The sequence below is a fragment of the Oligoflexus tunisiensis genome, from assembly GCF_001748245.1.
In the GTDB taxonomy this organism is placed as follows: Bacteria; Bdellovibrionota_B; Oligoflexia; order Oligoflexales; family Oligoflexaceae; genus Oligoflexus; species Oligoflexus tunisiensis.
The window spans coordinates 2,492,750-2,518,481 of the sequence record NZ_BDFO01000001.1; the positions used below are offsets into that span (position 1 = coordinate 2,492,750).

General features: G+C 54.7%; 27 protein-coding genes and 1 pseudogene. 13 read left to right on the plus strand and 15 right to left on the minus strand.

From position 1 onward, the window contains the following. Positions 1 to 36: 36 nt before the first annotated feature. Both OLTU_RS10825 and OLTU_RS10830 read right to left on the minus strand, forming a co-directional pair. Positions 37 to 1,671, minus strand: a complete 1,635-nt coding sequence (locus tag OLTU_RS10825; protein ID WP_141732774.1) for an ATP-binding protein — start codon at positions 1,669 to 1,671, stop codon at positions 37 to 39. Continuing rightward, positions 1,668 to 2,807: an FIST N-terminal domain-containing protein gene (locus tag OLTU_RS10830; protein WP_176736514.1), complete on the minus strand. Its 1,140-nt coding sequence runs from the start codon at positions 2,805 to 2,807 to the stop codon at positions 1,668 to 1,670. Before OLTU_RS10830 ends, OLTU_RS10825 begins: the two co-directional genes overlap by 4 nt. 279 nt (positions 2,808 to 3,086) lie before the next feature. Here OLTU_RS10830 and OLTU_RS10835 point away from each other — a divergent pair, with 279 nt between their 5' ends. The 10 genes from OLTU_RS10835 to OLTU_RS10880 all read left to right on the plus strand — a co-directional run bounded on the left by OLTU_RS10835 (position 3,087) and on the right by OLTU_RS10880 (position 11,948). Further along, a complete protein-coding gene (locus OLTU_RS10835; RefSeq protein ID WP_141732776.1) occupies positions 3,087 to 3,557 on the plus strand; it encodes a hypothetical protein in 471 nt (156 codons plus the stop codon). Next, positions 3,554 to 4,888 (plus strand): DUF1501 domain-containing protein, encoded by a 1,335-nt coding sequence (locus OLTU_RS10840; RefSeq protein ID WP_141732777.1) that lies wholly within the window; start codon positions 3,554 to 3,556, stop codon positions 4,886 to 4,888. Before OLTU_RS10835 ends, OLTU_RS10840 begins: the two co-directional genes overlap by 4 nt. Further along, a complete protein-coding gene (locus OLTU_RS10845; RefSeq protein WP_141732778.1) occupies positions 4,872 to 6,446 on the plus strand; it encodes a hypothetical protein in 1,575 nt (524 codons plus the stop codon). The genes OLTU_RS10840 and OLTU_RS10845 overlap by 17 nt, the downstream gene beginning before the upstream one ends. A gap of 161 nt (positions 6,447 to 6,607) precedes the next feature. Then, positions 6,608 to 7,528, plus strand: a complete 921-nt coding sequence (locus OLTU_RS10850; RefSeq protein ID WP_141732779.1) for a DUF4360 domain-containing protein — start codon at positions 6,608 to 6,610, stop codon at positions 7,526 to 7,528. Between the two features lie 142 nt (positions 7,529 to 7,670). Continuing rightward, on the plus strand, positions 7,671 to 8,288 hold the full coding sequence (locus tag OLTU_RS10855) for a hypothetical protein (RefSeq protein ID WP_141732780.1): 618 nt from the start codon (positions 7,671 to 7,673) through the stop codon (positions 8,286 to 8,288). 68 nt (positions 8,289 to 8,356) lie between these two features. After that, positions 8,357 to 8,995: a hypothetical protein gene (locus OLTU_RS10860; RefSeq protein WP_141732781.1), complete on the plus strand. Its 639-nt coding sequence runs from the start codon at positions 8,357 to 8,359 to the stop codon at positions 8,993 to 8,995. 12 nt (positions 8,996 to 9,007) lie between these two features. After that, positions 9,008 to 9,928, plus strand: a complete 921-nt coding sequence (locus OLTU_RS10865; protein ID WP_141732782.1) for a DUF4360 domain-containing protein — start codon at positions 9,008 to 9,010, stop codon at positions 9,926 to 9,928. 132 nt (positions 9,929 to 10,060) lie between these two features. Then, on the plus strand, positions 10,061 to 10,621 hold the full coding sequence (locus OLTU_RS10870) for an RNA polymerase sigma factor (RefSeq protein WP_141732783.1): 561 nt from the start codon (positions 10,061 to 10,063) through the stop codon (positions 10,619 to 10,621). 125 nt (positions 10,622 to 10,746) lie between these two features. Beyond that, a complete protein-coding gene (locus OLTU_RS10875; protein ID WP_141732784.1) occupies positions 10,747 to 11,628 on the plus strand; it encodes an alpha/beta hydrolase family protein in 882 nt (293 codons plus the stop codon). Between the two features lie 83 nt (positions 11,629 to 11,711). Beyond that, positions 11,712 to 11,948 carry a hypothetical protein gene (locus OLTU_RS10880; protein ID WP_141732785.1) on the plus strand — a complete coding sequence of 79 codons (237 nt, stop codon included), beginning with the start codon at positions 11,712 to 11,714 and terminating at the stop codon, positions 11,946 to 11,948. On the opposite strand, the gene OLTU_RS10885 is transcribed toward OLTU_RS10880, so the two are convergent. Then, a complete protein-coding gene (locus OLTU_RS10885; protein WP_141732786.1) occupies positions 11,932 to 12,627 on the minus strand; it encodes a PA14 domain-containing protein in 696 nt (231 codons plus the stop codon). The two genes, OLTU_RS10880 and OLTU_RS10885, sit on opposite strands and share 17 nt — an antisense overlap. A 66-nt stretch (positions 12,628 to 12,693) precedes the next feature. After that, positions 12,694 to 13,551 (minus strand): class I SAM-dependent methyltransferase, encoded by an 858-nt coding sequence (locus tag OLTU_RS10890; RefSeq protein ID WP_141732787.1) that lies wholly within the window; start codon positions 13,549 to 13,551, stop codon positions 12,694 to 12,696. A gap of 240 nt (positions 13,552 to 13,791) precedes the next feature. Here OLTU_RS10890 and OLTU_RS10895 point away from each other — a divergent pair, with 240 nt between their 5' ends. Then, positions 13,792 to 14,778, plus strand: a complete 987-nt coding sequence (locus tag OLTU_RS10895; RefSeq protein WP_141732788.1) for a hypothetical protein — start codon at positions 13,792 to 13,794, stop codon at positions 14,776 to 14,778. Here the strand turns inward: OLTU_RS10895 and OLTU_RS10900 are convergent, their stop codons facing one another. The 5 genes from OLTU_RS10900 to OLTU_RS10920 form a co-directional block, all read right to left on the minus strand. Further along, a complete protein-coding gene (locus tag OLTU_RS10900; RefSeq protein ID WP_141732789.1) occupies positions 14,779 to 15,516 on the minus strand; it encodes a response regulator in 738 nt (245 codons plus the stop codon). It lies immediately after the preceding gene. Between the two features lie 27 nt (positions 15,517 to 15,543). Then, on the minus strand, positions 15,544 to 17,058 hold the full coding sequence (locus OLTU_RS10905; RefSeq protein ID WP_141732790.1) for a sensor histidine kinase: 1,515 nt from the start codon (positions 17,056 to 17,058) through the stop codon (positions 15,544 to 15,546). A 94-nt stretch (positions 17,059 to 17,152) separates the two neighbouring features. Continuing rightward, positions 17,153 to 17,614, minus strand: a complete 462-nt coding sequence (locus tag OLTU_RS10910) for an ExbD/TolR family protein (RefSeq protein ID WP_141732791.1) — start codon at positions 17,612 to 17,614, stop codon at positions 17,153 to 17,155. Positions 17,615 to 17,641: 27 nt separating this feature from the next. Further along, a complete protein-coding gene (locus OLTU_RS10915) occupies positions 17,642 to 18,298 on the minus strand; it encodes a MotA/TolQ/ExbB proton channel family protein (protein ID WP_141732792.1) in 657 nt (218 codons plus the stop codon). A 153-nt stretch (positions 18,299 to 18,451) separates the two neighbouring features. Continuing rightward, positions 18,452 to 19,177, minus strand: a complete 726-nt coding sequence (locus tag OLTU_RS10920) for an energy transducer TonB (protein WP_141732793.1) — start codon at positions 19,175 to 19,177, stop codon at positions 18,452 to 18,454. A 399-nt stretch (positions 19,178 to 19,576) separates the two neighbouring features. Here OLTU_RS10920 and OLTU_RS10925 point away from each other — a divergent pair, with 399 nt between their 5' ends. Continuing rightward, positions 19,577 to 21,430 (plus strand): potassium transporter Kup, encoded by a 1,854-nt coding sequence (locus OLTU_RS10925; protein WP_141736776.1) that lies wholly within the window; start codon positions 19,577 to 19,579, stop codon positions 21,428 to 21,430. A gap of 15 nt (positions 21,431 to 21,445) precedes the next feature. On the opposite strand, the gene OLTU_RS10930 is transcribed toward OLTU_RS10925, so the two are convergent. The 6 genes and pseudogenes from OLTU_RS10930 to OLTU_RS10950 form a co-directional block, all read right to left on the minus strand. After that, on the minus strand, positions 21,446 to 22,219 hold the full coding sequence (locus tag OLTU_RS10930; RefSeq protein ID WP_176736515.1) for a class I SAM-dependent methyltransferase: 774 nt from the start codon (positions 22,217 to 22,219) through the stop codon (positions 21,446 to 21,448). Between the two features lie 11 nt (positions 22,220 to 22,230). After that, entirely contained in the window at positions 22,231 to 22,464 is a 234-nt protein-coding gene (locus OLTU_RS10935) for a chromate transporter (RefSeq protein WP_176736204.1), read from the minus strand. Continuing rightward, a complete protein-coding gene (locus OLTU_RS33160; RefSeq protein ID WP_369696345.1) occupies positions 22,392 to 22,622 on the minus strand; it encodes a chromate transporter in 231 nt (76 codons plus the stop codon). Before OLTU_RS33160 ends, OLTU_RS10935 begins: the two co-directional genes overlap by 73 nt. A 15-nt stretch (positions 22,623 to 22,637) precedes the next feature. Then, entirely contained in the window at positions 22,638 to 22,883 is a 246-nt protein-coding gene (locus OLTU_RS32645) for a hypothetical protein (RefSeq protein ID WP_245676819.1), read from the minus strand. 50 nt (positions 22,884 to 22,933) lie between these two features. After that, positions 22,934 to 23,149 (minus strand): annotated as a pseudogene (locus tag OLTU_RS33165) (chromate transporter); the annotation flags it as partial. Between the two features lie 21 nt (positions 23,150 to 23,170). Continuing rightward, positions 23,171 to 24,469: a sensor histidine kinase gene (locus OLTU_RS10950; RefSeq protein ID WP_176736516.1), complete on the minus strand. Its 1,299-nt coding sequence runs from the start codon at positions 24,467 to 24,469 to the stop codon at positions 23,171 to 23,173. A 285-nt stretch (positions 24,470 to 24,754) separates the two neighbouring features. Here OLTU_RS10950 and OLTU_RS10955 point away from each other — a divergent pair, with 285 nt between their 5' ends. Beyond that, on the plus strand, positions 24,755 to 25,684 hold the full coding sequence (locus OLTU_RS10955; protein ID WP_141732797.1) for a MaoC/PaaZ C-terminal domain-containing protein: 930 nt from the start codon (positions 24,755 to 24,757) through the stop codon (positions 25,682 to 25,684). Positions 25,685 to 25,732: the final 48 nt, after the last annotated feature.

A 25,732-nucleotide genomic window follows, 5' to 3' on the forward strand; every position in this document is an offset into this window, starting at 1 on the left:
GAAGAAGGGGGCTTTCAAGCCCCCTTTTTTTATGGCTCAGGCTACATCCTTGAGTGGCACCCGCAGGCTCTCAGGCACGGGAACTTCCAGCCGCATGGTGCTGCCTTCCCCGAAACGCGATTCGATGTGGAAACGGCCATGGACACGGCGCACAGCCGCAAGAATCGACGACATCCCGACCCCGCGGCCTGAAATTTCCGTTGTCGTATCGGCACTGGAAAGCCCATCGAGGAAGATGAGTTCCAACTGCTCCTGTGGACTCATTCGATCGATTTCCTGCTGCGTTTTCAGGCCCAGGGCCACGGCTTTCTTCTTCAGCTTTCCGACATCAATGCCGCGGCCATCATCCTTCACGATCACCTGATAATGATTGTCCTTGCAGTCGATCGTAAATTCTATCCGGCCGGTCGCATTCTTGCTGCCACGCATACCCTCCTCTTCAATCCCATGGTCAATGGAATTGCGAATGAGATGCATGACGCCCTGCAAAACGCCGCGCATGGTATCGACATCGACCAGCGTATCCAGACCCTTTGTCACGAAGCGAACATCCTTGCCGAGGCGGTGGGACAGCTTCGCCACGAACTCTTCGGTCGGCCCCAGAAGGAGGGAAGCCGGTTTCTGCAGAACGACAGCGGTCCAGGTTTGCAGGCGCGAAGCCTGATTGCCAGGAAGATCGGAAATGAGGGTTTTGAGGCGTTCGATTTGGGTCGAACTCACTTCAAAGTTCACCTCATGCAGGCCTTCATATTCAAAGCCTATGATCTGGGCGTGAGTGTTGATGAAGGAACGGAAGGCCTCCTCCACCTGCTGCACGTGGGCTTTGGTGATTGTGTGTTCATCTTCAATGCCGTGGACCACGCTGGCAATATCCACAAGGCCCCACGACGCGGCATTTCCTTTGATGGTGTGCAGGATTCTGCGCACGGTTTCCTGGTTCTTTGCCTGCGCCAGGCCAAGGGCCTGATGAATCTGTTCCTTGACTTCAGTCATGTACTCCTGGAAACCTTCCCTGCGCCGCAGGATGCCGACGAGGATGCGGTTGGTCTGAGCCTCCCGCTGGGCCGCTTCGAGCTGACTGATGTCGCTGATGGTATAAAGTATGCGATCGACCTTGCCATTCTTGCGAATGATACTGGGTTCACAGCGCAGGATGCGGCCATTGATTTCAAAACGCTCGGGCATCTGACTCAGGGTCACCGTAGACGGCATGATGTCTTCAAAAACCTGATCCATGCAGAGTCCGTAGTGCTCGGCCGCGCGTTTATTCATCTTCAAAGCCTGAACGATAGTCAGGCCGCCCAGCTTCGTCTGGCCGAACAGAGTCTGACAGGACCTGGTGTATTCATCATGGATCACCATGTTACGGTCCACCACAAGGAAACCGAAGGTCACATGGTTCAGGATGGTCTTGATGGTTTCCGTGCGCGATTCAACCTGCTGCTCCAGCGTCTCCGAGTACTTCTTCAGCTCCTGGTTACGCACTTCCATGATTTCGCGTTTACGACGGTTTTCCTCATCGCGCTGACGGGCCTTTTCCATCTGCCGATGGATGACGGACTGAGCCCCGGCGTTATACAGTTCAATCACCTTGTGCTTCAGGATATTGACCGTTTTTTCTGCAGCTTCCGCTTTCTTCTGCCATGCATTGATATCTTTTGGCTGGCTCATGCGGCTTTCCTCCCCAAGGCGATACCCACCAGTGTCTGGTTGATGTGCAGTCCGTTTAATTGTTCACCGTAGGTATCGAAGCCGATGATATTCCGGCTGATGCTCTGCAGGCTGTTGCCGAGCTGCGGGAAGTTGTTATCCTTGCCAGCTTCCAAAGCCCTCAGGATGCAGTTGCAGGCCAGGAAAAATTCGGCCGGCTGCTGGGCGGATTGGAAGGATTGAATATCCTTCTGCAGGGCTGCCGGCATATCCAGGTGATCGCCGATCTCCAGCACCATGCCCTCTTCCACCCCGCAGTAGAATACGATCGAGCCATCGCTTTCAATTTTCTGCACCGAGCGCACATAGAGTTCGTTATTGACCCGAAAGAGCAGCGGGTTGACGAAGGCCACATCCGCGGTCACCTGGCTGACGGGCATCCCCAAGGACGCCGCATAGGCTTCCAAAGCCGGCATGCCGTCGAGTTCATAAACCCGACGCTGGGCAGTGTCCACGCGGGTCACCACGAGCTGCCGCGGCGTTTTCAAAAAGTGCTGATGTTTGATGATGCGAAAACCATCCTGACTGTCAGCCATGATCAGGGCTGCGGCCTGCGGATAGCTTTTGCCATTGACGATGATCCGGGTTTCCTTGAATTTCAGATCATCACCTGCCGAGCCACCCAGGAGAGGGATGCCTTCCAGGGCGTCTGCGACCAGCGCCGACACCAGTTCCTCTTTCATGGAAAGGCCGTCGATAAACGTCACGCAAAACTGCCTGTCCGGATTGATATGATCACGGTCCAGCGCAAAGTTTTGTAGCATCTGATCCACGGTTTTACGGGCGCGGGTTTCATCCAAAGAGTTCAGTTTATCCAGAACGGTGGCCTGCCAGCGAATCTCAGGCGACCAGATGCCGGCCATCACCAGACTGCCATTGTAATGCGCTCCATTCATATGCTCGCCGGAAGTGGAGCAGCCAGCACAAGGGACTCCAGGGTAGTGCTTTTCCACGGCCTGTGCCACAGCATTGGAATCCTGCTGTGTGGAATGGAAGACGAAAATGAAACTCGGTTTTGTCCTGGGCCACTGACTCACGATCGCGGCGACCGCGGCGGCTCCGTCAGACAATTGCGAAACACCATTATGGACTTGCATAGAATTCCCCTGCAGAAAAGAGGCGGATGATACGGACATGAAGGCCCCTTCGTCGCGGGTCGCCGAAACTTGAAATTTTCCGGTCTGATGCGCTAAAGCACGGCGTTGACCTACAAATGACGGCGGGACGGAAGGCCTTTTTATTCCAAGCGTGGCAGTGGGCAGGGAAAAATGACTCAAGCTTTCTGCCGACACGTAAGAATTTATGCCTCAAAAATTTTTTGAACCCAATCCCTGGGACTCCCGTCTATAGCTCCAGCCATCATGGGAGGAAAGTCGATGTCATCATCCTTAACGGCCCGGCGTCTGATGACGCCGGAGCAATTCACAACGCACATTCAAACCAGGTTTGGGCTGGATCTTTCCAAACCCTGGCGCGGTCGCACCTCGGCTCTGCAACGTTATCTTTTGCCGCTCGGCGGTCTGGATCACGACACGATTTATGAACGTGATCGGGATCTCAAGGTCCAGCATCTTCTCGCGGTCCAGGCCATCGCCTGGGAAGCGGCGGTCCGCATCATCGAGAAAAATTCCGCCGCGCTGCCCACACCTGAGCCGCAGCCGGACCTTTGGAAGGATCAGCTGCAAAAATTTTACATACGCATTCACAGCAGGCCAGCGCTGGATCAGGAGGTCCAGTTCCTGGAGCAAAGGTTTCGTCAGCTCCTGCAGCAAAACGTCTCGCCGCAGCAGGCCTGGACCGCTGTGGTTTATACCCTCCTTGCCTCCGTGGAGTTCTGGTACCTATGAAACCTTATCCCATATCGCGGCGCCACCTTCTGCGTCATACGCTCAGTACACTCGTGTTAAGCCAGCTCGGAAGTCTTAAACTTTTAACCCAGGGGGAATTCATCGAGAGGGCTTACGCGCAAAGCCAGGATCCCCATCGATTCCTGCACATTTTCTTAAGAGGCGGCTGGGATTCCGCCCTGGCTGTTGATCCGGTCCTGGGGGACAAACAAAAGTCGGGCGCCTACGAGCCCGCTTACCTGAAGGAGGAGGTGCGGACTGTTCCAGGCAAGGATCGTCTTTACGTGGGTTCCGGTCTTTTGCCGGCCCTTTCAGCTTTTGCCGCTCTGCCCACGGCCTTTATCAACGGTCTTTATGTGGATGTGACCGCGCATCCTCTGGCGGAACAGTATGCGCTCTCCGCCCGCATGAGTCTCAGTCGCAGCCGGGAGTATCCCGCGCTTGCAGCTTTAATGGGAGCCAGCAGTGCCGTGTTTCCGGCTCATCTGGTGCTTGGTGGTCGCATTCCACTCGGAGAGACGGCGGTCCGGACGCCACCCTTGGGTTCCAACGACATCGAAGGCATGCGGGGAATGATGGCTGAACCGGGCGTGGATGCCGACTGGAATCCACCGCAGAGAGAGCTTCTGCGCGGTCTGCTCCAGGACTACAATCAATTGGAAAGCCGCCTGGCTTCGCCCCTGCGGCAACCGGCCATGGAGGACTGGATCCGGCTGCAAAGCTCTCTCGATGGAATTTACGATCGACGCCTGGATCAGGTTCTGGTCGCCGATTCTGCCCAGCAGGAAGCCTACGGTGCAGCGAATTCAGGGGATAATGCCGGGCTCATGCTGGGGGCCTTGCAACTGCTGCGAACCGGACTTTCCCCTTATGTGACTGTCCTGCTGAAAGGCTTTGATACCCACAATCAGGAACTCAATTCACAAAAGCCCAGACAATTGGACTTCGCGCGGGCCCTGGCCGCTCTGGTGCAGGATCTGCGGCAAACCCCTGATCCCGCGCGTCCTGATCGCAGTCTTGCCGATACCACCACGCTGCTGATTGGTTCGGAATTCGTGCGGACACCTCGATTCAATGGGGCCGATGGAACGGATCATTGGAAATCGGCTTCGGCCATCCTCATGGGCAAGGGCGTGCGCGATAACGTCATCATCGGTCAAACCAATGCCAAAGCGGAGGCCATGGGCTGGGAAAACCAGAAGCCCGTCCCGCGCACCGACCTTAATGCTTTGACGCATGAAGCGATCGCAGGGGCCATTCTTCTGCGCATGGGTTTGCCTGATGCTCAATCCACTCTCGGCAAGGAGGCTGTTCATGGGCTCTTCTCTTAAATGGATCGGACTGCTGCTGATCGTGGGCTGTCTTCAAGCTGCAACCCGCAGCACACTTTCTCTCCGCGAGGCCCGTACCTATTCCTTTATGATTCGTGATCATGGTCCAAGCCCTGATGAAGTCATGGCGCTTCAGCACGGTCGTGTATCATGGTCCGAACTGCTCCAGGGATGGCTCACGAGCGAGGCCCACCAGCTGCGCATGGAACGGTATTTCGATGACATGATGGGATTTCGCGACCAGCTGAACGTCCTGCCACAGAATGCGCGGCTTTCGAAATCAGCCGATGGTGTGTACTTTGCCCCGGGAAAAGGCGGCTGCCCCAAGGCCGAGGCCGTTCGTGCCGAAGCCTGGTGGCTGCCCCCGGGGTCCCAGGCTCTGTTTTGTCCGAATCTGATGCAGACGGATCTGACCGTCACCGTGGAGGGCAAGGCTATCGTCTGCACGAAACCCGGACGTCAGGGATTTTTGCATCCGGCCTGTGGTTGTGGGCCGGATCGCATCCGGTGCATCGCAGGTGAGGATGCCAAGCTTTTACAGGAGGAAGTGCAGCGGGAATTTTCCGCGCGGGCTGTGCAGGTCTATCAAAGCGATCAGACCTGGCTGGATCTCCTGGCGGCTCCCCGGTTTTTAGGAACCAGGCGGCTCTACTGGCTTTATGTTCAAAGTCTGGCGCAGACCAACCCGCAGATTTATACGGACGAGCTGCTGCAAACCCTGCGCGGTCTGCCTCTGGATGCAGCGGTGACCCTTGACTTTCCAGAAGGAGCGGAACGTGCAGGGATTGCCACCGCCCCGGGTTTTCTTGTGCAGTACAATAATTTTCGCTCACGCATTGCAGGGCTCACGCGCTCTTTTCTCTGTCAGGATGTCAATCCCACCCTGAACACGGATGGCATTCAAACCTTTGTCAATCCAAGCCTCAAGAAAGTGGACCGCGCTCATGCGGAAAAGGCGGATTGTTCCAGTTGTCATTATGCACTGGATAATCTTGGTGGTGCGGTGATGCCCTGGACGGACCGTGGGGTGTATCAGCCGAAAATTTCCAACCTGGCTCATGCTTTTGGTCAGGAAGGACAGGGGCCCCGCTTTCTGATGCAGAGTTTTGTGGAGCGCGGTCCCGGTTTTGAAGACTGCATGGCGCGACGAGCGTGGGAGGATTTCTCGGGACAGCGTTGGAATGAGACCCCGGAGCCGGTTCGCAGCACCGTGCGCAGCTGGGTGGCGTCCGGACCAAGGGCCCTCATGCATCAGTTGATTGTGTCGACAGAGTTGTACCAGGCCATGACGCAAGGAACACCCGGTACGCAGCCGGACGAACTGAGCGCCGCGGATTGGGAGGTCATCCGTCCCATTGTCCAGCAAAGCTGTAGCGGTACCAGTTGCCATAGTCGTGGGACCCGGCAGCCAGCCTACGCCGAGCTTCCGAGCCTTTGGGTGACGGACCGGGACAAATTGGTCGATCGTTTGCAGCGAACGGATGCCGGGCAGATGCCACCACGCAGTCGCCCCTTAAGTAACGAAGATCGAGCGATTCTCTTGCAAAAAATTTTATAAATACGATTCACCAATCGAAAACGGTATTTGGCATCAGGTCTCCTCTTTTCTGTTTATGCATTTCATTCTAGCTCTTGACGGCGATGCATAAGGATTATACAAGCCCCCGCTGACCAACGTTTGAGGCTTGAGAGAAATTATTCATTGAAGAGAGAACTGCGATGCCATTGAAACATTCCCTGGGACTGCTGATCCTGACAGCAAGCGCGGCACAGGCCGCGGAAGTTCGTGTTGATGCCTTTTCATCGAACGGCGATTGTGGCACCAGCCCAAGCTTTGACGTGGTGGAAACTTCCCCGCTCAATACGACTAATAACACCAAGGGTGAATCGCTGCGGGTCTTCTTCAGCGATTTCCAATTGGCGACCAGCTACGCGGGAACCGTTCATAAAAACTGTGTGCTCGATGCTGAGGTGAGAATCCCCGCCGGCTACCGTTTCCGTCCGGTCTCGGCCGCTGCGGAAGGTTCGTATTTCCTGCAGCCCCAGGGCCAGACCCAGGGCTACATTCGTGTCAGCTATGAAGTCGAGCCGACCGGCTGGGGCGCGGAAGCGTCGAATCAAACTCCGTTCACAGGTCAGGGTGATATCAACTGCATCGCCAAACTTGATGAACAGTTTGTGCTGGGCTGCTCGACTGAGGACACTCTGGTCAATCTGCATACCAATATCGACCTTAGCATCCATCAGAGCGGGAATAACTTTTCCCAGATGGAGATCGACGCCTCGCGCCAGAATCATGATCTGTCCTGGCGCTGGGAACTCTTCTCCTGCTCGATTCCTTTTGAGGATCGCGACTTCAAAACCACCTACGTCGCCTACAATGGTCAGGCCATTCCCGCGACCGTCCGTTTCTCGGGCTCGCAAGGAACCTTCAAAACCTCGGGTTTCAGCGGCAAATTCACTCATGTGACATACAGCAATCGCGGGCGTACCGTGCAGGGCAAATGGTCAGCGAGCGGTAGCGGTGGAACCTTTGTGTTTCAACTCGTCAGCGACTCGACCGGTGAATTCAAAGGCAGCTGGAAGGATGCAAGAAATCCCAACCACGGCGGTGTTTGGAACGGGCGCTACCTTAACTGAAATCAGCTACATTGTTTCACCCAAAAGATAATTCTTTGAAAAAAGTTTCTCCTGCGCTGCAACAATTTTTCGATTCGTCGTTCTGTTAGTAGACGCTGAAAAAAAGTTCAGCCAGTGCAATACCCCACAAAGAGGTTTTCGTATGAAAAAGTTTTTGGCTCCCCTGGCTTTGGTTCTGAGTTCTGCCGTATACGCGACTCCCTTCACCATCAGCGAACCGATTGTGAATGAAGACTGCGCGAAGGATTCGGAAATCCGCGTTGTGGAGGAAAACGGTGAATATTACATCAAAGCCTTCTTTGATGGTTCGATGAACGCCATCGCGGAAGCCGGCTCGCAGTATCAGAAACGCCGTTGCACACTGGATTTTAAACTGTCGGTTCATCCGAACTATCAGATCGACGTCTTCGACTTCGCTGTGGACGGCATTTATAACCTCTCCGAAAAAGGCATCGCCCGTCTGACCGTTTCGCATCGCGTGGGCAATGCGCCCTCCGTTCGTGAAACCGTGTTCTTCTCCCAGGCGAATGGCAGCCCAGTTGCCGGTGATATCACCAACTTCGTCGGCTCGATCTTCGGCTATCAGTTGCAAAACTACGGCTCGTGCGGTGCCTCGGGCATTCCACTCGAGACCTCCGTTTACGCTTCGGCCACTCAGCCGTCCAGCGACGAGGGTCTGACCCAGATCGATCTGGATCAGGGCGTGTCGGCCACCCAGGGTTACACCATCTGTAAGGTGAAAGTGAAACCCTGCCACTGATCTCCTGTGAAAAGGGGCGGTGATCCGTCCGCCCCTTTTTTCTCCAACACACCAGGATGGGATTCATCATGTTGATCCGATCATCGTTTATCAGCCTGCTTATGACGGCGTCCTTGACCGCGGCCGCACCCTGCGATCCCATATCGGAAGGCACGGAAGATCGTCCCGAACCTGTTCCGGAAATAATCGAACGCGTGGACCTGACGCTCATCCCCGAGGAAAGCGCCTGTGGCACGGGATACAAGGTGGAAAAGGATGAGTCCGGTGCGGTTCACATTGGGTTTGATGACCTGATCAGTGAAGCTGCTCTGGGGAAATATCGGGCCGCCTGCCGTCTTGCGGGTACAATCGTTATTCCCAAAGGCTATCGTCTGGATCCTTCCGTGGCGCTCGCGGCCGTTATCAAAGGCACGCTGTACGGAACGATTGATAATATTACCGGACGCTTGAAATTCAGCCTGGGCCGCCATACCGGTCGTGATTTCCAGCTGATGCAATATTCCGAACCGACGACCGAAGAGCTGACACAAATTGTCAAAATGGATTTGAAAGCCCAGCTGCCCGATGTGCCCACGAGTTGCACCGAGGACTTTACCTGGTCCGTCTCGCTCTTTGTGGAATCCACCATCAACGGCAAGGCATCATCGCAAATTGAAGAGATTAGGCTCGATCGTTTGAACCTGGTTCCCATCGATTGCCGATCCTAGAAGGAAATTGTCATGAAAAAAGTTTTTGGTATTCTGGCTGCTCTCGGTTTTTCGCAGGCGGCCTTCGCATCGATCGCAAGCGTGGAATCCATTCAGACCAATGCCGGCTGCGGGGACCTTGATTATGATATCGCGGAAACCGCCGCCAATTCCAATGCAGCCCAGGGTATCCTCGGTGAGTCGCTGCGGGTCCACTTCAATGACTTCCATATTCAGGCCAACCGGCCTGGTGAAGTGAAACGCACCTGCAAACTCGATGCGGTGATTCGCATCCCTGCCGGCTACCGTTTTCTGCCGCGCGCGGCTTATGCCGAAGGCGCCTACAGCATCCAGCCTCAAGGGGCCAGCAAAGGCACCATTCACGTCACCTACGATGTGCGTCCGGCCGGTCGCTTTGCCGAGAGAACGAACGAGAAGGCTCCCTGGTCCGGTGAAGGTGATTTCACCTGCCGCGGTGATCTGGTGGAAACAGAGTTTCTGCTTTGCGCCAATCACGATACCTATGTGACCCTGGGCACCGATCTGACTCTGAAGCTGCAGCAGGCAGCTGGTGGTCAATCGCTGATTGAGCTCGACACGGCACGCAAGGATGTGGATCTGGCCTGGGACTGGCAATTCAAACCCTGCGTCAACTATTTTGAAGGACGCACCTTCCGCGCCTACATGAAAATCGGCCCCACCAGCACCCTGCCTTTGCGTTTCCAACCCTACGAGGACAAGGGATCTCTGCTGACCGAAACCGGCAAAGAGGGCGCACTGAGTCAGGTCGTATACAGTGATGACGGAAAGTCTGTGTCCGGAAACTATACCCTGGATGGCAAAAGCGGTCGATTTTCGGTCAACGTGATCGATACGGAGTCAGGCGAATTCCGCGGCAGCCTGAATGGAAACGATGGAACCAAAGGCACTTTCTTTGGATATTACGCGCAATAACTGAAGCTCAGATGAGAATACGCGAAGCCTGGCAAAATCCTTGCTTATGGCTTCGCGCTGTTCTTTGGGACACACGCCTTTCAACACTCTCCCGAACAGCATGGCACAGTCACTGGATCAGAGAGGATCACCATGCAAGCTCTTGCTCAAAAGTCCTGGCTCCCCATCGATTTCAATCGATTTTATCAAACCCATGAGCTGCTCGTTCGTGCCATCGTGCGCCAGTTTCATTTTCATGATGCCGCCGCGGATGACCTTGTTCAGGATATTTTTATCAAGGCCTGGCGAGGTCTGGATCAGCTCGATAATCAGGCCGCTCTGGGTGCCTGGCTCAAGGTCATTGCCCGCCATGAGTGTCTCAATGAAATCAGAATCCAGAAGAAGCAAAGGCATCTTGTGTCCGTGGAATGCGTGCCGGATGAAGTGGAAGCCACGCCGGGACACGAACTGTTTGAAGTCACCCTTCTGCAGCTGGAGGAATATCTCGCGGTGCTGCAGGATCTGATTCAAAGCCACAAGGACCCTTTGCGTCGCGAGATCGCCTGTCTTTTCTATTTGGAGCAGCGTTCCATCAAGGAGATTGGACAGCATTTGAAGATGAAGCAGAACACCGTGCTCTCCCACCTGCGCCGTTTCCGTTTAATCGCCACCAAAGCCATGCATCGCTGGATGGCTGAGCATGCCCATCTCTGAGTCGCCACCATCTGTGTCATAATTCCGTAATCGCTTAATTTTTCTGAATACCAAACCCAGGTTCCCCGTCGTTATTATCTTACATAATTTTCCGAGTCTATCCACGGATCGAGGGGGGAACCGCCATGCGGAGTCTGGTCGGGATACTATTGTCGTTTGTGCTGGTGGGCTGTGGGACGGACTTCCGATCCCCGCGCTATGGTCTGGATGGAGAGCAGGCGCTCGTTCTCCACAATCCAGGCCTCACCGGACCTTACCGGGTTCAGTCCTATCTGCCGTCCGGCAGCAACTCCGGATATAAATCCGTGATCATTTATTATCCCGAGGCTCCTTTGGATGAAACTCTGCCCGCGACCACACTGTCCGGCGGTTTCACCAACACCAAGGAACACTTGTCATGGATGGGACAGCACCTGGCCAGTCATGGCTTTATTGTGGCTGTTTTCACGCCGACCCATCCTTACTCTTTGGATGCCAGGACCTGGTCGAAGGGACACAAGGCTTCGCTGGAGACGCTGCTCGTGGAAAGCGATAAGGACAGCACGCCGATAGCCGGACGCGTGGATCCGGAGCGCATCGGTCTGATGGGCTTTTCCTATGGCGGTGCGGGGACGATCCTGGCCGCAAACGATCTGGATGAACGGGTGCGGTCGGCCGTAACGTTCTGCGCTTTCAATCCGCAAACACCGATGAATCCCATCCCGATGCTCTTCATTACTGGCACGAAGGATACGGTGGCTTCCCCCAATCGGATTCTATCCGCCTTCCAGAACTTCACCACGAATGAGCCCAAGGCCTATGCGAAGTTCAATCAGCTCGGCCACGGCGATATCACGAACGGAGGACGATTTCATGAGACCATCGCCCGTTATATGACGGCGTGGAGTCAGGTCTTTCTCGCCGGCATTCCTGCCTATGACACCTATATTGATGGTGAGGAAGCCCAGCAGCAAATTGGTGATACCAGCGTGTTTGCGAAGACCACGGATTACATATACGCGGAATAGGGACTGTCGATCGGTTGCGGTGACTCCAGGATCCTGCTATAACTCACGGGACCCACGCGTGAGTTCACCCAATCGGAGTTCTTATGACGACCGAGCGCGTCCGTATCAAAACCACACTGCCCATCGATGAAGTGGAAAAACTCAAGGCCTGGGCCGTGGAGCGGCAGACCACGGTCACAGCCATCATAAGGCAGCTGATCCGTTACGGGGAATTTATCGAGGGAATTGAGAAGAGCGCGGATCGGCGACTTTTGGTGGAAGAGGCCGATGGTCGCATGTTCGAAATTCGCTGGATCGATCCGGTCACGGACGCAGAATAAACGTGGCGGGAATCGAGGTGAGGTTCTCCGACCCGGGAACTTTCCACTGCAGCTCAAGGGCAATCCGATAACGCGGTCCCTGAAAGTAGGGCACCCGTACCTCATGCAAGCCTTCTGTCAAAACCACGACCGCTGACTTTTGAATTTGCGCATGCTGGCCATCGTTGTCGATCACCTCATGACCGTCGATAAAAAGGCGGCTGCCGTCATCGGAATTCAGACTGAACTCATAATCACCGCTCACCGGCACCTGCAATTTGAAACGAATATCCAAACCAAACCATTCAATCAAACCTTCGACTCCTGGAAACCCTTCCTTGAAATCGCGGTCGGTAATATCGAGCTGCTTCAGGCAAAGCTTTTTGGTTGCCGTGAGGCTCGTGAAGTCAGGAAGATGCGGCGTGCCCGGAGGCAAAGTATAAAGATCGGCCACCATGTGGCGATCGGGATCCTTTTCACAGTCCTGGAATAACGGCTCCGGCACCGGATCCGGCGGCAGCGGAACGGGGGCGGGCAGAGTGGTGGAATCGGGCGGCGGCAGCGGCTCAGTTGTCACAGGATCCGGCTGCTTCAAGGGCGGCGTATGAACTGCATCACCACGTTGAAAATTGGATTTTTGGCAGGCGATGGCCTGGAGAAGGATGAGGAAGCTGGCAGATCCGATCAGAAAAAAGCGCACAACAGGAGCCCTCCTGCCCTGGGTATACCAGCTTTTCTTCAGGAATTTTTCACAGGATTGCGGGGCTCAGGAAAAGCGTCTTTGCGGTGTCTTCAATCCCGCAGCATCCGCAGCCGGAGAGAAATCGAGGATCAGATTTCCCCCGCTGGAACGCACCGTAAATTCATAGGATTGAAGGGCTTCAAGCACGGGGTGTTCCGCATCGGAATCCAAAGAGGGATGCAGGGCCATCGCAAGAACCCGGACCGACCCCAGCCAGGCATGGCAGGACGGAGTTTCGAACATCCGGGCCTCAGTTGCCTTGATTTGCATCTTAAGAATGTCGACGCAGGGAATGCGATATTGTTCCATCAGACTTGAGACGGTGATGGTGGGCACGCTGCTGTCGCGCTCCCAGACACCATCCTCCTGAGCGAGTGCTGCCTGGATGGGTTTGATATTGGGATAATGCCGGGTATTGCGCTGCATGGCCTGAAAGCTGATTTCATCAGCTTCCAGGGCATAGATGAAGGCATGCGGATAGAGTTCGGCCAGGTAGATCGATGAAAATCCCACCGACGCACCGGCATCAATTATCACGCGCACATCGTGGCGACCGGCCAGCCGTCGATATTCCTGGAGGATGAAGACCTGCTGAAACTCCCAGGCATCGGCGCTGTCCTCGCGAATCATCAGGCCGGGATCACGTTCCGACCGGTCGATGACAAAGCCGTTCTCGCCTAATAAAAAGCGATAAAACGTCATAAGGCCTTGGCCCAGGCCGAGCCGGCCGACATAGAAGGGAAGCAGAGTCAGCAGGAAAAGGCGCTGGGCCAATGGCTGCAGCGGCCAGCCTGTGGCCCGATTCCAGCGATTCAGGGATGCCGCGAGCGCTCGTCGGACACGCATCAGCCAGGGTTTCTGCCAGGTCGGATTCTGTTTCATAACGGCCTTTTCCCCCTATCTGCCCACCGAGCGTGTCGGCTTCCCAGGGGCAGGTTCAAGGCGGGTATTCTTACTTTTGCCGAGCAGGACGAACAAAGAATAACAGGGGAACATCATGTCCGTGGATTTTTTCCAATACTCTCGAATTATTGGAGTCCAGGCCCCTAAAAAAGTCAGTTTCGTTTGCCAGCGAAAAGCTATAGAAGCGGAGGGTGACTTTTTTTTGTGCGGAGATCCACCTTGCTGAAAATATTGATTATGCTTGCGGCGATTGGTCTCACCCCTGTGGCAGGCGCTCAGGCCATGACGTTGAACTGCGGATCACCGCCGGACTTTGCCAGCCAGGGCCGGCATCTGAAAGTGAAAACGCAGGGACGCTGGGAAGCCTTGGGCTTTGGCCATACCCGTCTCAATTATAGTTTGGAGTATGGCATCGATTGCGTCGACGGCGGATCCTGCTGGGCCACGGCTCAATCTCAGGGAGCCGGTATCCTTGCGAATCCAAACTACCGGCCGATCCATTATCACCACTATCAGCAGTTTGTGCTGGATCCTGTTCCGGCTGTGGAGCAGAGTTTTCTGTTGCTGCCAGAACACATGCCAGCGGCACGAACGGAATTTCGCGCTTACCTGATGCTTGATTCTGTCCATGGCAGCTTCGGTGCCACCGTTCCTCTTCAATGCCAGGGAGAACCCGTGAGTCCTTTCAGTTCCGCTATTTCCGCAGATGCTGTAACGGAAATCGCCCGCGCGGATCGCATCATTCAGGAGGATTTTGGATTTCCTCAGCTGCGCCTGCAGGCGGATGTCGAAACCCTGCAGCAGCAGATTGATGCTGGCCCTGCCGATAGGGTTTCCGTCTCCAAAGCCACCCAGCTCGCCCTTGCTGTTATCTTTGAAGATTTTGAGGGAATCGAAGCGCCTTTGCATATCGCCGCGGACGGCTGGGCTTCAACCCACAATCAAAAGTTGACGGGAAAATTGAATCTCGATGAGAAGGTGGAGGTCCGTCGTTTCCTGCGCGAGCAGATGCAAAACCCCAAAACCTCGCTGTCGCTTTATTTGGGACGCACGATTCAAGGCCAGGTCTATCCGCCGGAACAAGGCGAGAGCATGCAGGACAACTGGATCTTTTTCCTGTCCGTGCCCACGCTGTCCGATCACCTTTATTGGGTGATCGTCGATCGCAAGGGCCAGACAGCACCCTATCTTTACGGCTTCAACTGATCAGGCTTCGGATGACACCGGCTCCGGCGTTTCCGCGGTCGGTGCTTCAAGGTTCTGCATGCGATAGCCAACCCCGGGTTCCGTGATAATCAGCTTGGGTTTATTGGCATCGGCTTCCAGCTTCTGCCGCAGATGCCCAATATAAACACGCAAATATTGGATGTGTTCGACCGATTTGGGACCCCAAACTTCGGTCAGGATCTGATTGTGCGTCAGGACCTTGCCACGATGTTTGATCAAACACTTCAGCAGTTCATATTCCGTGACCGTGAGGCGAATTTCCTTGCCGTCCAGAGTCACCTTCCGCGTGGCGAGGTCCACCACAAGGCCGCCTGAGCTGTAAACCGGCGTGGCGAGACCCACCTGATGACTGCGCATCGCCAGACGCAAACGGGCCAGAAGCTCGCCCAGCATGAAGGGCTTTCGAATGTAATCATGAGCGCCTGAGTCCAGTGCATTGACGATGCTTTCCTCGTCATCCCGCACCGACAAAATGATGATGGGTCCCTGGTACCATTCGCGCAGCTGATGCAACACCTTGATGCCATCCATATCCGGCAGGCCAAGGTCGAGGATGATTCCATCCGGACTTTGTTGAATGGCCATTTGGATGCCTTCCTCACCGGTTCGCGCTTCCATGACCTCATATCCATGGGGGGCCAGGGCCAGGCGAATGAAACGACGGATCTGGTTTTCATCGTCAATGACGAGCAGATGTTGTTTTTTGCTCTGATTCATGTTCACTCCGGTGAAGGTCAAGCTTGGCTACGTGGGGAGCGCCTGCTGATGGCAGGGAAGGATCACGGTAAACATCGCTCCGCCTTCGGGGTGGTTCGCGGCCTCAATACGCCCACTTTGAGCCTCAATAAATCCCTGGGCTATCGACAAACCCAGACCGAGGCCTCCAGGATTCTGCGGCGAACCACGATAAAACTTTTCAAAGACCTTGGCTGGCTCGGCCAAGCCTGGTCCATGATCCCGTATGCAAATATAGGCACAATCTTCCGACGCGCGTACAGAAATTTCGATGGCTGTGTCTTTTGGCGTATAAGCCCGGGCATTATGGATAATGTTGGCCAGAGCCTGGTCAACCAGCACCGGATCCACCCAAATCTCGGGTATGTCTTTCTGAACGTCGAGATGGATGGCCTTCCGATTGCCTTCCAATTCCAGCCTTTGCACCACAACGGCCAAAAGGTCACGAATGTCACAGAACTCGCGTCGGGGTTTCAGCATGCCCGAGTCAATACGGGTCATATCGAGCAGATTTTCCACGACGCTGCGCAGACGCTTGGATGCCGTGAGAATTTCGGCCGCCAGACTTTGGACGAGGTGCTGATCGCGGCTGGTCGTTTCATCCATCAGGGCGCTGGATGAGCCTGTAATGGCCACCAAAGGGGTCTTGAGTTCATGAGAAACGGAATTCAGGAGCGTTTTATAGAGCATCTGGGTCCGCTCCATGACCTCAACCGTGCGGGACCGCGCCTGGAAATTTTCACGTTCGATCGCCACAGCGATCTGGTGCGCTGAGGTGGCGGCAAGACGCTGCTTATCCTCGCTCTTTTCCAGAATGGCTGCATTGGCCACGAGCAGGATGCCGACCAATCCGTCACGGCCGATCAAAGGCAGATAGAGACGCCCGGAATGCGTCCGGTACAACGCGAAGTCACGGGTGGAACTCTCGTTGGCAAAGGTTTCCAAAAGCTCCTGGCATTCCTCCGGGCTCGCCTTGATCTGACTTTTCGGATGCCATTCCAGCTGAGGTGGCCCGTCCTCCTCCCCGAAGGTGATAAAGGCCAGGGCGACCCTTTGATCGAAGAGATCGCTCATGGCCTGACAGGAAATCTGGGCCACATCATCCCGGGATTGGGCCTGGGCCAGCTCCCGCGCCAGGGTAAAGAGCAGCTGCGTGGCCTGCTCCCGAAGATGCAGGGCGTTGGCCTGATTCTTCAGCTTGTTCACCAGACCGCCGATGCTGACCGCCGCAATAAAGAGGGCGACCACAGTCGGCAGATCCTTGGGCTCATCCGGTGGAAAGAGCCAGTAGTAGTAGATCAGAATCAGAAGCGAGGCGAGACTGAAGATCGTAATGCGGGCAAAGAAGAGACCGGAGACAGCGATGGCGATCATAAAGAAAATGCCAACCGCCACATGCCCGATAAAGGGTTCAATCAAGGTGCCGAGCAGGAAGACCGACGTCAGGATCGGTATGGAAATCTTGAGTTCGTGCCAGGTGATGAGTTGCCGTTTCTGGCTGGACGGTGGGGGCAGCACGGGCATGGAATAAGAGCCTCACAAGGCGGAAATAAGAAGAGCCTGCCAAATATTGCCATCGTGGACGACAATACCTGACAGGCTCTGCAAAGTCTAAAATTTAAGGTGCTGCGGGTGCAGCCTCTTCACCACCGACCGGGTTCGAGACCGGATCGGTTGTAATCGCAAAGTCGATGATTTCATTCTTGCGAACGATATCGATCAGCTTCACAACCATTTCATAGGGAGTCTTGGCATCAGCGCTAATGCTCGCTGCCAGGTTCACTCCAGGTTTCTTTTCGCGCTCAGCACGGATCTTGGGACCCACCTCGTCGAATCCAACGGGGGCATTGTCCATCCACAGCTTGCCTTCTCTATCGATGGCAAAGTTGAGGGTTTTCTCGTCCGGCTTTTGCGTCTGAGCTGAGTCCGCTTCTGGCAGTTTCAGTTCAATCGCTTTGTTTGCGATAAAGGTAGCCGTCACCATGAAAATGATGAGCAAAACAAGCATGATATCGACCAAGGGCGTTACGTTGATACCCGAGATCTCTTCGTCATTGTTATCCGCTGCTCCACCAGCCATGTCGTTTTCCTTTCAGGCTTATAAAACTTATTTGCCTTTGGAGTTGAAGTCGTCGCCCAGACCGGCCACCAGGGTGCTCACCATGGCTTGCGCGTCCGTTGCGATAACTTTGATCTGACGTTGGAAGTAGTTGAACGCGATAACGGCTGGGATAGCGACCAAGAGACCGATAGCAGTTGCAACAAGAGCTTCCGAGATACCTGCCATCACAACCTGTGCACCACCTGCTGGGTTGGTACCGAGATCGTGGAACGCTTTAATAATACCAAGAACCGTTCCGAAGAGACCGATAAAGGGCGCGTTGTTACCCAGCGTCGCCAGAACCACCAGACCGCGGTCCAGCATCTTACGTTGACGCAAGAGGTAAGCCGTGGTCGCTTCCTGGATGGAACCCAGGCCGCCTTCACGGTGATTCAGACCTTCCAAAGCGACTTTGGCCTCAAGGCTGTTGGGGTAGTTGCTGACAAGTTCAGAAGCGCCGGTGTAGTCGCGGCTCCGGAGCCTGCCGTAAAAATCCTCGATAACTTCCTGTTTCAATCGGCCCTGACGGAGGAAGTACCACATACGTTCCACCGCAATGGCGATCGAGACCACACTGAGAATGATGAGGAGCCACAAGACCCATTCAGTTCCCAGGAGGGTCATTTGGAGAAGTTCTTCGACGATGTTGAATTGTTTTTCCATTGCACTACCTTTCTGCCAAAGAGGCTCTATCCTACTCGCAACAAATGTCGCCGTTCGTGATGAAATTAGGAGTCAGATCCACACAACTATCTGATTCTCTGCATTTCGACAAATGAAAAGGTTCGCTGTGAAAACGAACCATGTCGCCTTGATTTAATCGGTGAGCTTGAATTCAATCACGATCGTATGGCCTACCACTCGGACGGCCTGACCATTCACCATACGCGGCTGATACTTCCACTTCCGGAGAGCCTTGCGCGCTTCGCGTTCGAAAATCGAGCGGTTCTCCGCTTCGATCACGGTGATGTTTTCTGGGCGACCTTCTTCGTTGATATCAACGCGGAACTTGATAAAACCTTCAATGCCTTTCAGAGCGGCTTCGCGCGGCATATCAGGCTTGATCTGTTCGATCGGCTGCCAGTTTGTCGTGACGCCCGGATCGCTGTCACCCGAGGTCGTACTGACGCCTACGCCAACTACACCGCCGGTGGGGTCATCCCCAAAGCTTTGTGGAAGGTCATTGGCGACAACGGGTTCTGGTTTGGGCTCTTCTTTCGCGATATCTTTTTTCGCGATATTCCGGGATTTAGGCTTAGGCTTGGGTTTGGGCTTGGCAATTTCGACCGCTTTGGTCTTGGTTGCATTCGGGTTTCCATGCGGGTTCGCAAGAATTCGAACTTTGGCCACTTTTGGCGGTTCGGGAGCTACATAGGTCGGCGCCGTATCACCAAAGCGCATCACAAGGACTGACGCAATATGCAAGGCTACAGAACCGAGCACAGCCAGCCATGGGGCGTGGTTATCGACGTTGCGAGCGATGCTCTCGAACTTCATGGCGCTCCCAGGCGTTGTTGTCGTTGAGGCGGTAACGATTTCCATGTCTGGCCCATTTTCCTTGTTTAGTGACCGATCCAGCGTTGAGCTTATTTAATCATTTAGACAAATCCCAAACTGCCTTATGAAAAGCAAATAAAAAAACACATAAAAAAATCGTCCAAAAGAATAAAAAACATATAAAAACCGAGGCCCAGAGCGGGTCTAAGGCCTTGGAAACGTTTAGGAGACGAGCTCTGTACACCAAAAAAATAAACCAAGCGGCCAACAACTTGTATACGTGTTTCCTGACTGGGCAGCATCTCTCAGGGGATTGCTTTGCCGTGATTTTCCGTATTGTATAGGACAGGCAACGCTGGACAAGGTTGCACCCCTCACAAACCGACTAGGAGTGCTTTTGTGACCGCTCACGCCGCTGTTATTCCCGCCCGTCATCCACGCTATATGCTGAACTTGACTCTTGGCGCGTTGGGCGTTGTCTTTGGGGATATAGGCACGAGCCCATTGTATGCTTTGCGGGAATGTTTTCATCATGGCTCGGGGCTCCCTGTCACGCCGGGCAACGTACTGGGCCTTCTTTCGTTGGTCTTTTGGGCGCTGATCATCGTCATCTCCCTCAAGTACGTGCTGTATGTGATGCGAGCGGACAACCGTGGGGAAGGAGGCGTTCTCGCTCTGATGGCCCTGGCTCATCCGAAGCCGAAGCTTGAGGGCCGGGATCCCAAAAAGTTTCTGATCTTTCTGGGCCTCTTCGGAGCGGCACTGCTTTACGGTGATGGGGTGATTACGCCAGCCATTTCCGTTTTATCCGCAGTGGAGGGTTTGGAAATATCCACCCCTCTGTTCAAACCCTACGTCGTTCCGATCGCGGTCCTTATACTGTGCTTGCTCTTTCTGCCCCAAAAGTACGGGACCGACAAGATAGGCAAGGCGTTCGGTCCTATCATTTTGATTTGGTTTATCACAATCGGCGCCCTGGGCATTGGTGGCATCCGCCATAATCCCAGTGTGCTGCAAGCCGTCAATCCGCTTCATGCCGTCCGATTTTTTCTTGCGAATGGCTGGCATGGCTTTCTTGCGCTGGGTGCCGTGTTCCTGGTCGCGACCGGTGGCGAGGCCCTTTATGCGGATATTGGACATTTCGGTCGAAAGCCCATTAATATCGCATGGTTTTTTTTGGTCCTCCCCAGTCTCGCGCTGAACTATTTCGGTCAGGGAGCGCTTTTACTTGAGTCCCCCGAGGCCTACCACCACCCTTTTTATTTCCTGGCCCCAAATTGGGCAACAATGCCGCTGGTTTTTCTGTCGACCATGGCCGCGATTATTGCGTCGCAGGCGTTGATTTCGGGCGCCTATTCCATCACGCACCAGGCTATTCAATTGGGTTATTTGCCGCGACAGAAGATCAGGCACACGTCGCATCATGAAATTGGCCAGATCTATGTGCCGCTCATCAACTGGGCCATGCTCCTGGGAACAGTGGCCCTCGTCCTCATCTTCCAACGATCCGGTCGTCTCGCAGCCGCTTATGGTCTGGCCGTGACAGCGACCATGGTGATAACCACCATCCTTATCTATTATGTAGCGCGGGATCTGTGGAAATGGAGACCGTGGATCGCGCTGCTGGTTTCTGCCGTGCTGCTGACGGTGGATCTGTCGTTCTTCTTCGCCAATTTGGTGAAGTTGCTGGATGGCGGTTTCATTCCGTTGGTGATTGGCCTTGTTATTTTTACATCCATGGTGACCTGGCGTCGGGGTCGTTACATTCTCGGCCAGCGTTTGAAGCTCAAATCGCTGCCGGTGGATCGCTTCATCGAACAACTGGAAACTGAAAAACCCTATCGCGTGGGCGGAACCGGCCTCTTCATGACAAGCGTACCCGACAGTACACCGCCCTCGCTCGTCCACAATGTACGGCACAATCATGTGATGCATGAGCATACGATCCTGCTGACGGTTGTAACGGAAAGCATCCCTTACGTCGCTGAAGAGGAGCAGATCGAAATCAAACTCATCCATCCCGGGATTTACTCGGCGAGGATTCGTTACGGATTCATGGAAATGCCGGATGTTCCGGCCTGTCTTGAACGGAGTGTAGGCAAGCTCTTCCCTTACGATGCGAAGGCTGTGACCTATTTCCTGGGACGCGAATCGCTGGTTTCGACCAGGAGGCCCGGCATGGCCCGCTGGCGCGAGCACCTTTTTTCCTTTATGACGCGCAACAGTCAAAAGGCGACCGACTTCTTTAAACTGCCGGCCGACCAGGTCTTTGAGATTGGTATTGTGGTTGAGCTGTAAAAGTCCCGCCGGAGTTTAGCGGCGGATGGCCAGAGCGTTGATCAGCGGTGGAAAGAAATTATCCAGAGCTTCCAGCGGCTGCCAGTGATCTTCAAACAAGTCCGCCAGCATAAAGCCGGAGCGCATCAGTCCGCCCATCTGATCACTCAGGCTATGGCCGAATTCCAGCGGCACTTCCGGATAAACAAATCGTTTGAAGTCCTCGGTATCAAGACTCTTTTGATCCGAGTAGGGGACGGGATACTTGAGTTCAAAAATTCCCGCCTGGGCTTTTACAAAATCGAAACTCCAGGCCAGAGGATTGATGAACGCATAAAGCAGGCGTCCCCCAGGGACGAGCAGGCGCGCACAATGTTTCCAGACCGGTTCGAGCCGTTCAAAAAAACAATTGGCCAGGGGCAGCACGATACAGTCGAAGCTCGCATCCTGCAGAAAGCCGAGATCATCCGCCGAGCAGCGATGCATATCCAGGGACAGGTGCCAGCGATGAGCGATCATCGCATCTCGAGCCAGCTGTTCTTCGGAAATATCCACCAGGGTCACGCGCGCCCCGGCTGCCGCCAGAAGAGGCGCCTGGCGTCCCCCGCCTGCGGCCAGAGCCAGGCAGCGACGACCGTCCAGCTCGCCAAGCCAGGCCTTGGGCACCGGCTGGGTCGGGCTGAGATGCAATCGAATGTCACCGCTGCGCGCGGCTTCCATTTCGTGGTCACTGACACTTTCGGACCATTGAATGCCAAAGCGGGCCTGGGTATTCCAGGCCTTTCGGTTATGTTCCTGAATATTCATCATGGCAGCCATCCCTAAAAGAAATATGAGGCAAAACCTACAACGATTCCCAAAAGAATCAGGAGTCCCGCATCCATTCGCGCCTTTTCCAGCAGGACAAAAGCCGCGACGGCCAAAGCCATACTGGGAAGGGTTGTCACCGAGCTTTTCGCCAGACCAAAGCAGACATGCACCATCAGCCCCATCGCTGCAGCATTGACGCCAAGCAGCACATGAGGAACTTCCGGGCGGCGCTCCAGTCGTGGCAAGAGTAACCGCTGCAAGCTATCATGAGAAAAGCGGGTCCGAAAATACCTAATGTTGCCAGGCCAGCTCCCGTCCAGCCTTGCAGTAAATAACCGATAAAACTTGCTGTGCTTAACAAAGGCCCTGGCGTGATTTGGCCCACAGTGATGGCATCCAACACTTGCGTTTCCGTCAATCAGCCCAGGCGATGCACCAGATCATCCTTGAGATAGATGAGGAGCGTATAACCTGATCCGAAGAGCACCGCGCCTATTTTAAAGAAAACGGCGAAGATCTCGGCCGAAGGCGCAGAACCCAAAAACCAGGCATGCTGCCGGAATTCTGTCCGGCGTGAATGGAGAAAAACGGCAAGCCCGCCGAGGAAGAGGATGAGCAGGTCGGGCAGTCCTGCGAGTTTGCAGGCGAGGGCCAGGGTTCCCACGATCCCAAGAGGGCGTGCCGGAAGCTGTCGTGTCCGCCCAGCTGCCGACCGAGGATCATGGCCAGTTCCGTGGAATTGGGGCCTGGAATCAGCTGGGTCAGGGCGTGAAGATGGAGAAAACGCTCGCGCGTGAGCCACTGTCGTTTTTGAACGAGCTCATGATCCATCAGGGCAATATGGGCCAGTGGACCACCAAAACTGGTGACGCCAAGTTTTGGCGAAGACCAGAAAGAGCGAGGCCAGGGGAATGCGAGGCATGCCGTAATTCCTGTTCAAGGGACAAGGGATCAGGAAGCATATAGCATGGCAGCGTCATATCCGGGAAGCGTCATGGTCGCGACGGTCCAATCCCCCTCGCGCCGATAGTGGAGGTCGCCGCCCACCGAATGGAGGATGGCAGCGGCGAGCGCGAGGCCCATTCCCCGACCCGGGCGATCGAGCTTGGTGGTATAGAACGGGTCGGTGAATTTTTGCAGATCCGCGACGATCACGTCCGAGCCGTTGTCCCAGACTTCGATGGGGACAAACTCAGCCGCCGGCAGAACTTTCAGTTGGATCAGGCCATCCGCTCTCTGAGCCACGGCCTCGACCGCGTTTTCCAGAACGGTATAAAGGATATTTTGCAGATCCTCGGCGGCCAGCCGGATTTTAAGGCCAGTCCCCAGGTCCCATTCCAAGGGCAACTTGGGATTGAGATCGCGGATGCGGAGCTGTACATCCTGGATGGCATTTTCCAGGAGCGCGATGCCGCTTTTCCGGTGTCGATCATTATTGATCTGATTCAGACTCCAGACCACGAATTGAATTCGTTTGGCGGCCAATTGAATGCGGGGATTGATGCGCTCCAGATCGGCCTTCTTAAAATCATGCCGTTCCAGGAGCTCAAGGTAACCGAGGAGTATGGTCAGCGGATTATTGATTTCATGCGCAATGCCACCCGCCATGCGACTGAGGGAAATCTGCTTTTCCTTATTGGCGAATTCGTGTTCCTGATCCTTGAGTCGCGTCTGCTGGCTGTTCTTCAAGCGATCAAATACATACGCGAGTGCAAAGGCCCCGATGAGCCCAAGGCAGCGATCGATGTAAAGTGAGGAACGGCCCGGATGCAGAGCCGGAATCAAACCCGGGAACATGGTGGCCCAAAGCCCGATTCCGACGGCTATATAAAATCCGAGGAAGGCGGAGAAGTAGGGGAAGGCCAGACGCGGTCCCAGAAGAAATGAAGCCGCCATCACCAGCGCAACAACGTAATGATACGCCCCCGAAATGTCGCCGAGTCTGGTGGTGATCAGTATGCTCAACAGCAAGACGCTCAAGAGAGTGACAATAAAAAGGCTCGCGCGATACACCTGCCGGTCATGGCGCACGTGAAAGTAGGAGACGAGGCAGCTGATCCACATCAGGGCTTGCAGCACGAAGATATGACCAAGACTGCCGCGGACAAAAATGGATACATAAAGTGGAACCAGGATATAGATCAGGCCGCAGCCGAGGATCAGCTTCAGCAGCATGAGCTGATAAATGCCGTTGGGGTTCCTGTGATCCCAGGACTCCCGACTGATTTGTAATAGAAGGCGTGGTGACACTGTATCCTCCAGATATTTCATCGGAAAAATCACAGGAAGCCTGAGGGCCGCTGCTTTCGGATGAGTGAGCGTAATGCGAAATTGGCTCACAATTACTCAAGGTAATGAAGGGGTTACATGAGCGAACTGTTGTCAAAATGGTTGACATGATGAGCGGGGTGAACAGGTTGGGCTGGGTTAACGCCATGAATCCGTTCCGGGTTGTTCCTGGTCCGCTTCGTGTATTCAGTCCCGTAGCTTGGGTAATTGACCTTGTTTGGAGAAAGAGAAGCCGTGGAAAAAGTCGTGACTCGAAAAAAAGTGCAACTGAAGGCCGTTCAAGGCGTGGAATATCCACAATACTATTCGCGCCTGATGGTCAATCTCTTAAGACGTCAGAAGCTCGCCGTGCCGAAGAGCGGCTATCCTTTCGCGGCCGCTTTTGAATTCCCTGAATCCTTGAAATCCCGGTGGGATCACCTGTTCCTGGTGAATCCACGGTATCCCAAGCCGCTGCAGATGATTTACAACCGTTTGTCCCGCGATTATCTCTTCGAAGCGCTGAGCAAGATGCAGTTGAATTTTGCCAACATCATGCAGCTCGGCATCGACGTGGAGCTCACGCGCCCTTTCGCGGGCTTTCTGCCTTCGCAGCATTATCATTATTCCAGTGCCTTCAAGGAAGTTCTGCATCTTAATCACGACCGCGCTTTGCTTCATTTCCGCTCGGTGGTCAGCGATGAGCAGGGTGAACCCATCGTCGTGCAGAGGGACATGATGATCCTCGCCAACTTGAAAAAGGCTGACGTGGAGCGTCTCGACAAGATCGCCGAAATTCATGGACAGTCATCCGATCAATACCGTGGCCTCTCCAAACAGGAGCCGGAAATTAGCCTGGAGACCGCGGACTGGAGCGGTCGTTACTTTCTATCGAATGACACCGGCCTGCGCTACGGCGTGGTTTCGGGGGATTTGAATCCGCTGCATACTGCCAGGATCTTCTCCAAGCTTCTCGGTCATCGCGGTTCTTTCGTGCAGGGGGCGTTTACCGCCAACCTCGTTCTTAAATTTTTGATGAACGATATGCACCTGCCGGTCAAGACCATGTCCGTGATCTTCACGCGCCCGGCTTATTCCGGACAGATGGTCACGTTTGTGGTGAAGGGCAACCGCTTTGAGCTGCACTGCCAAGGCAACAAGCTTTTGGCCAAAGGCCATTTCACAGTGTTTCCATAAGGCAACAGAACAAGCACAAAACATTTCCAGTTGATGAACTGGAAATGC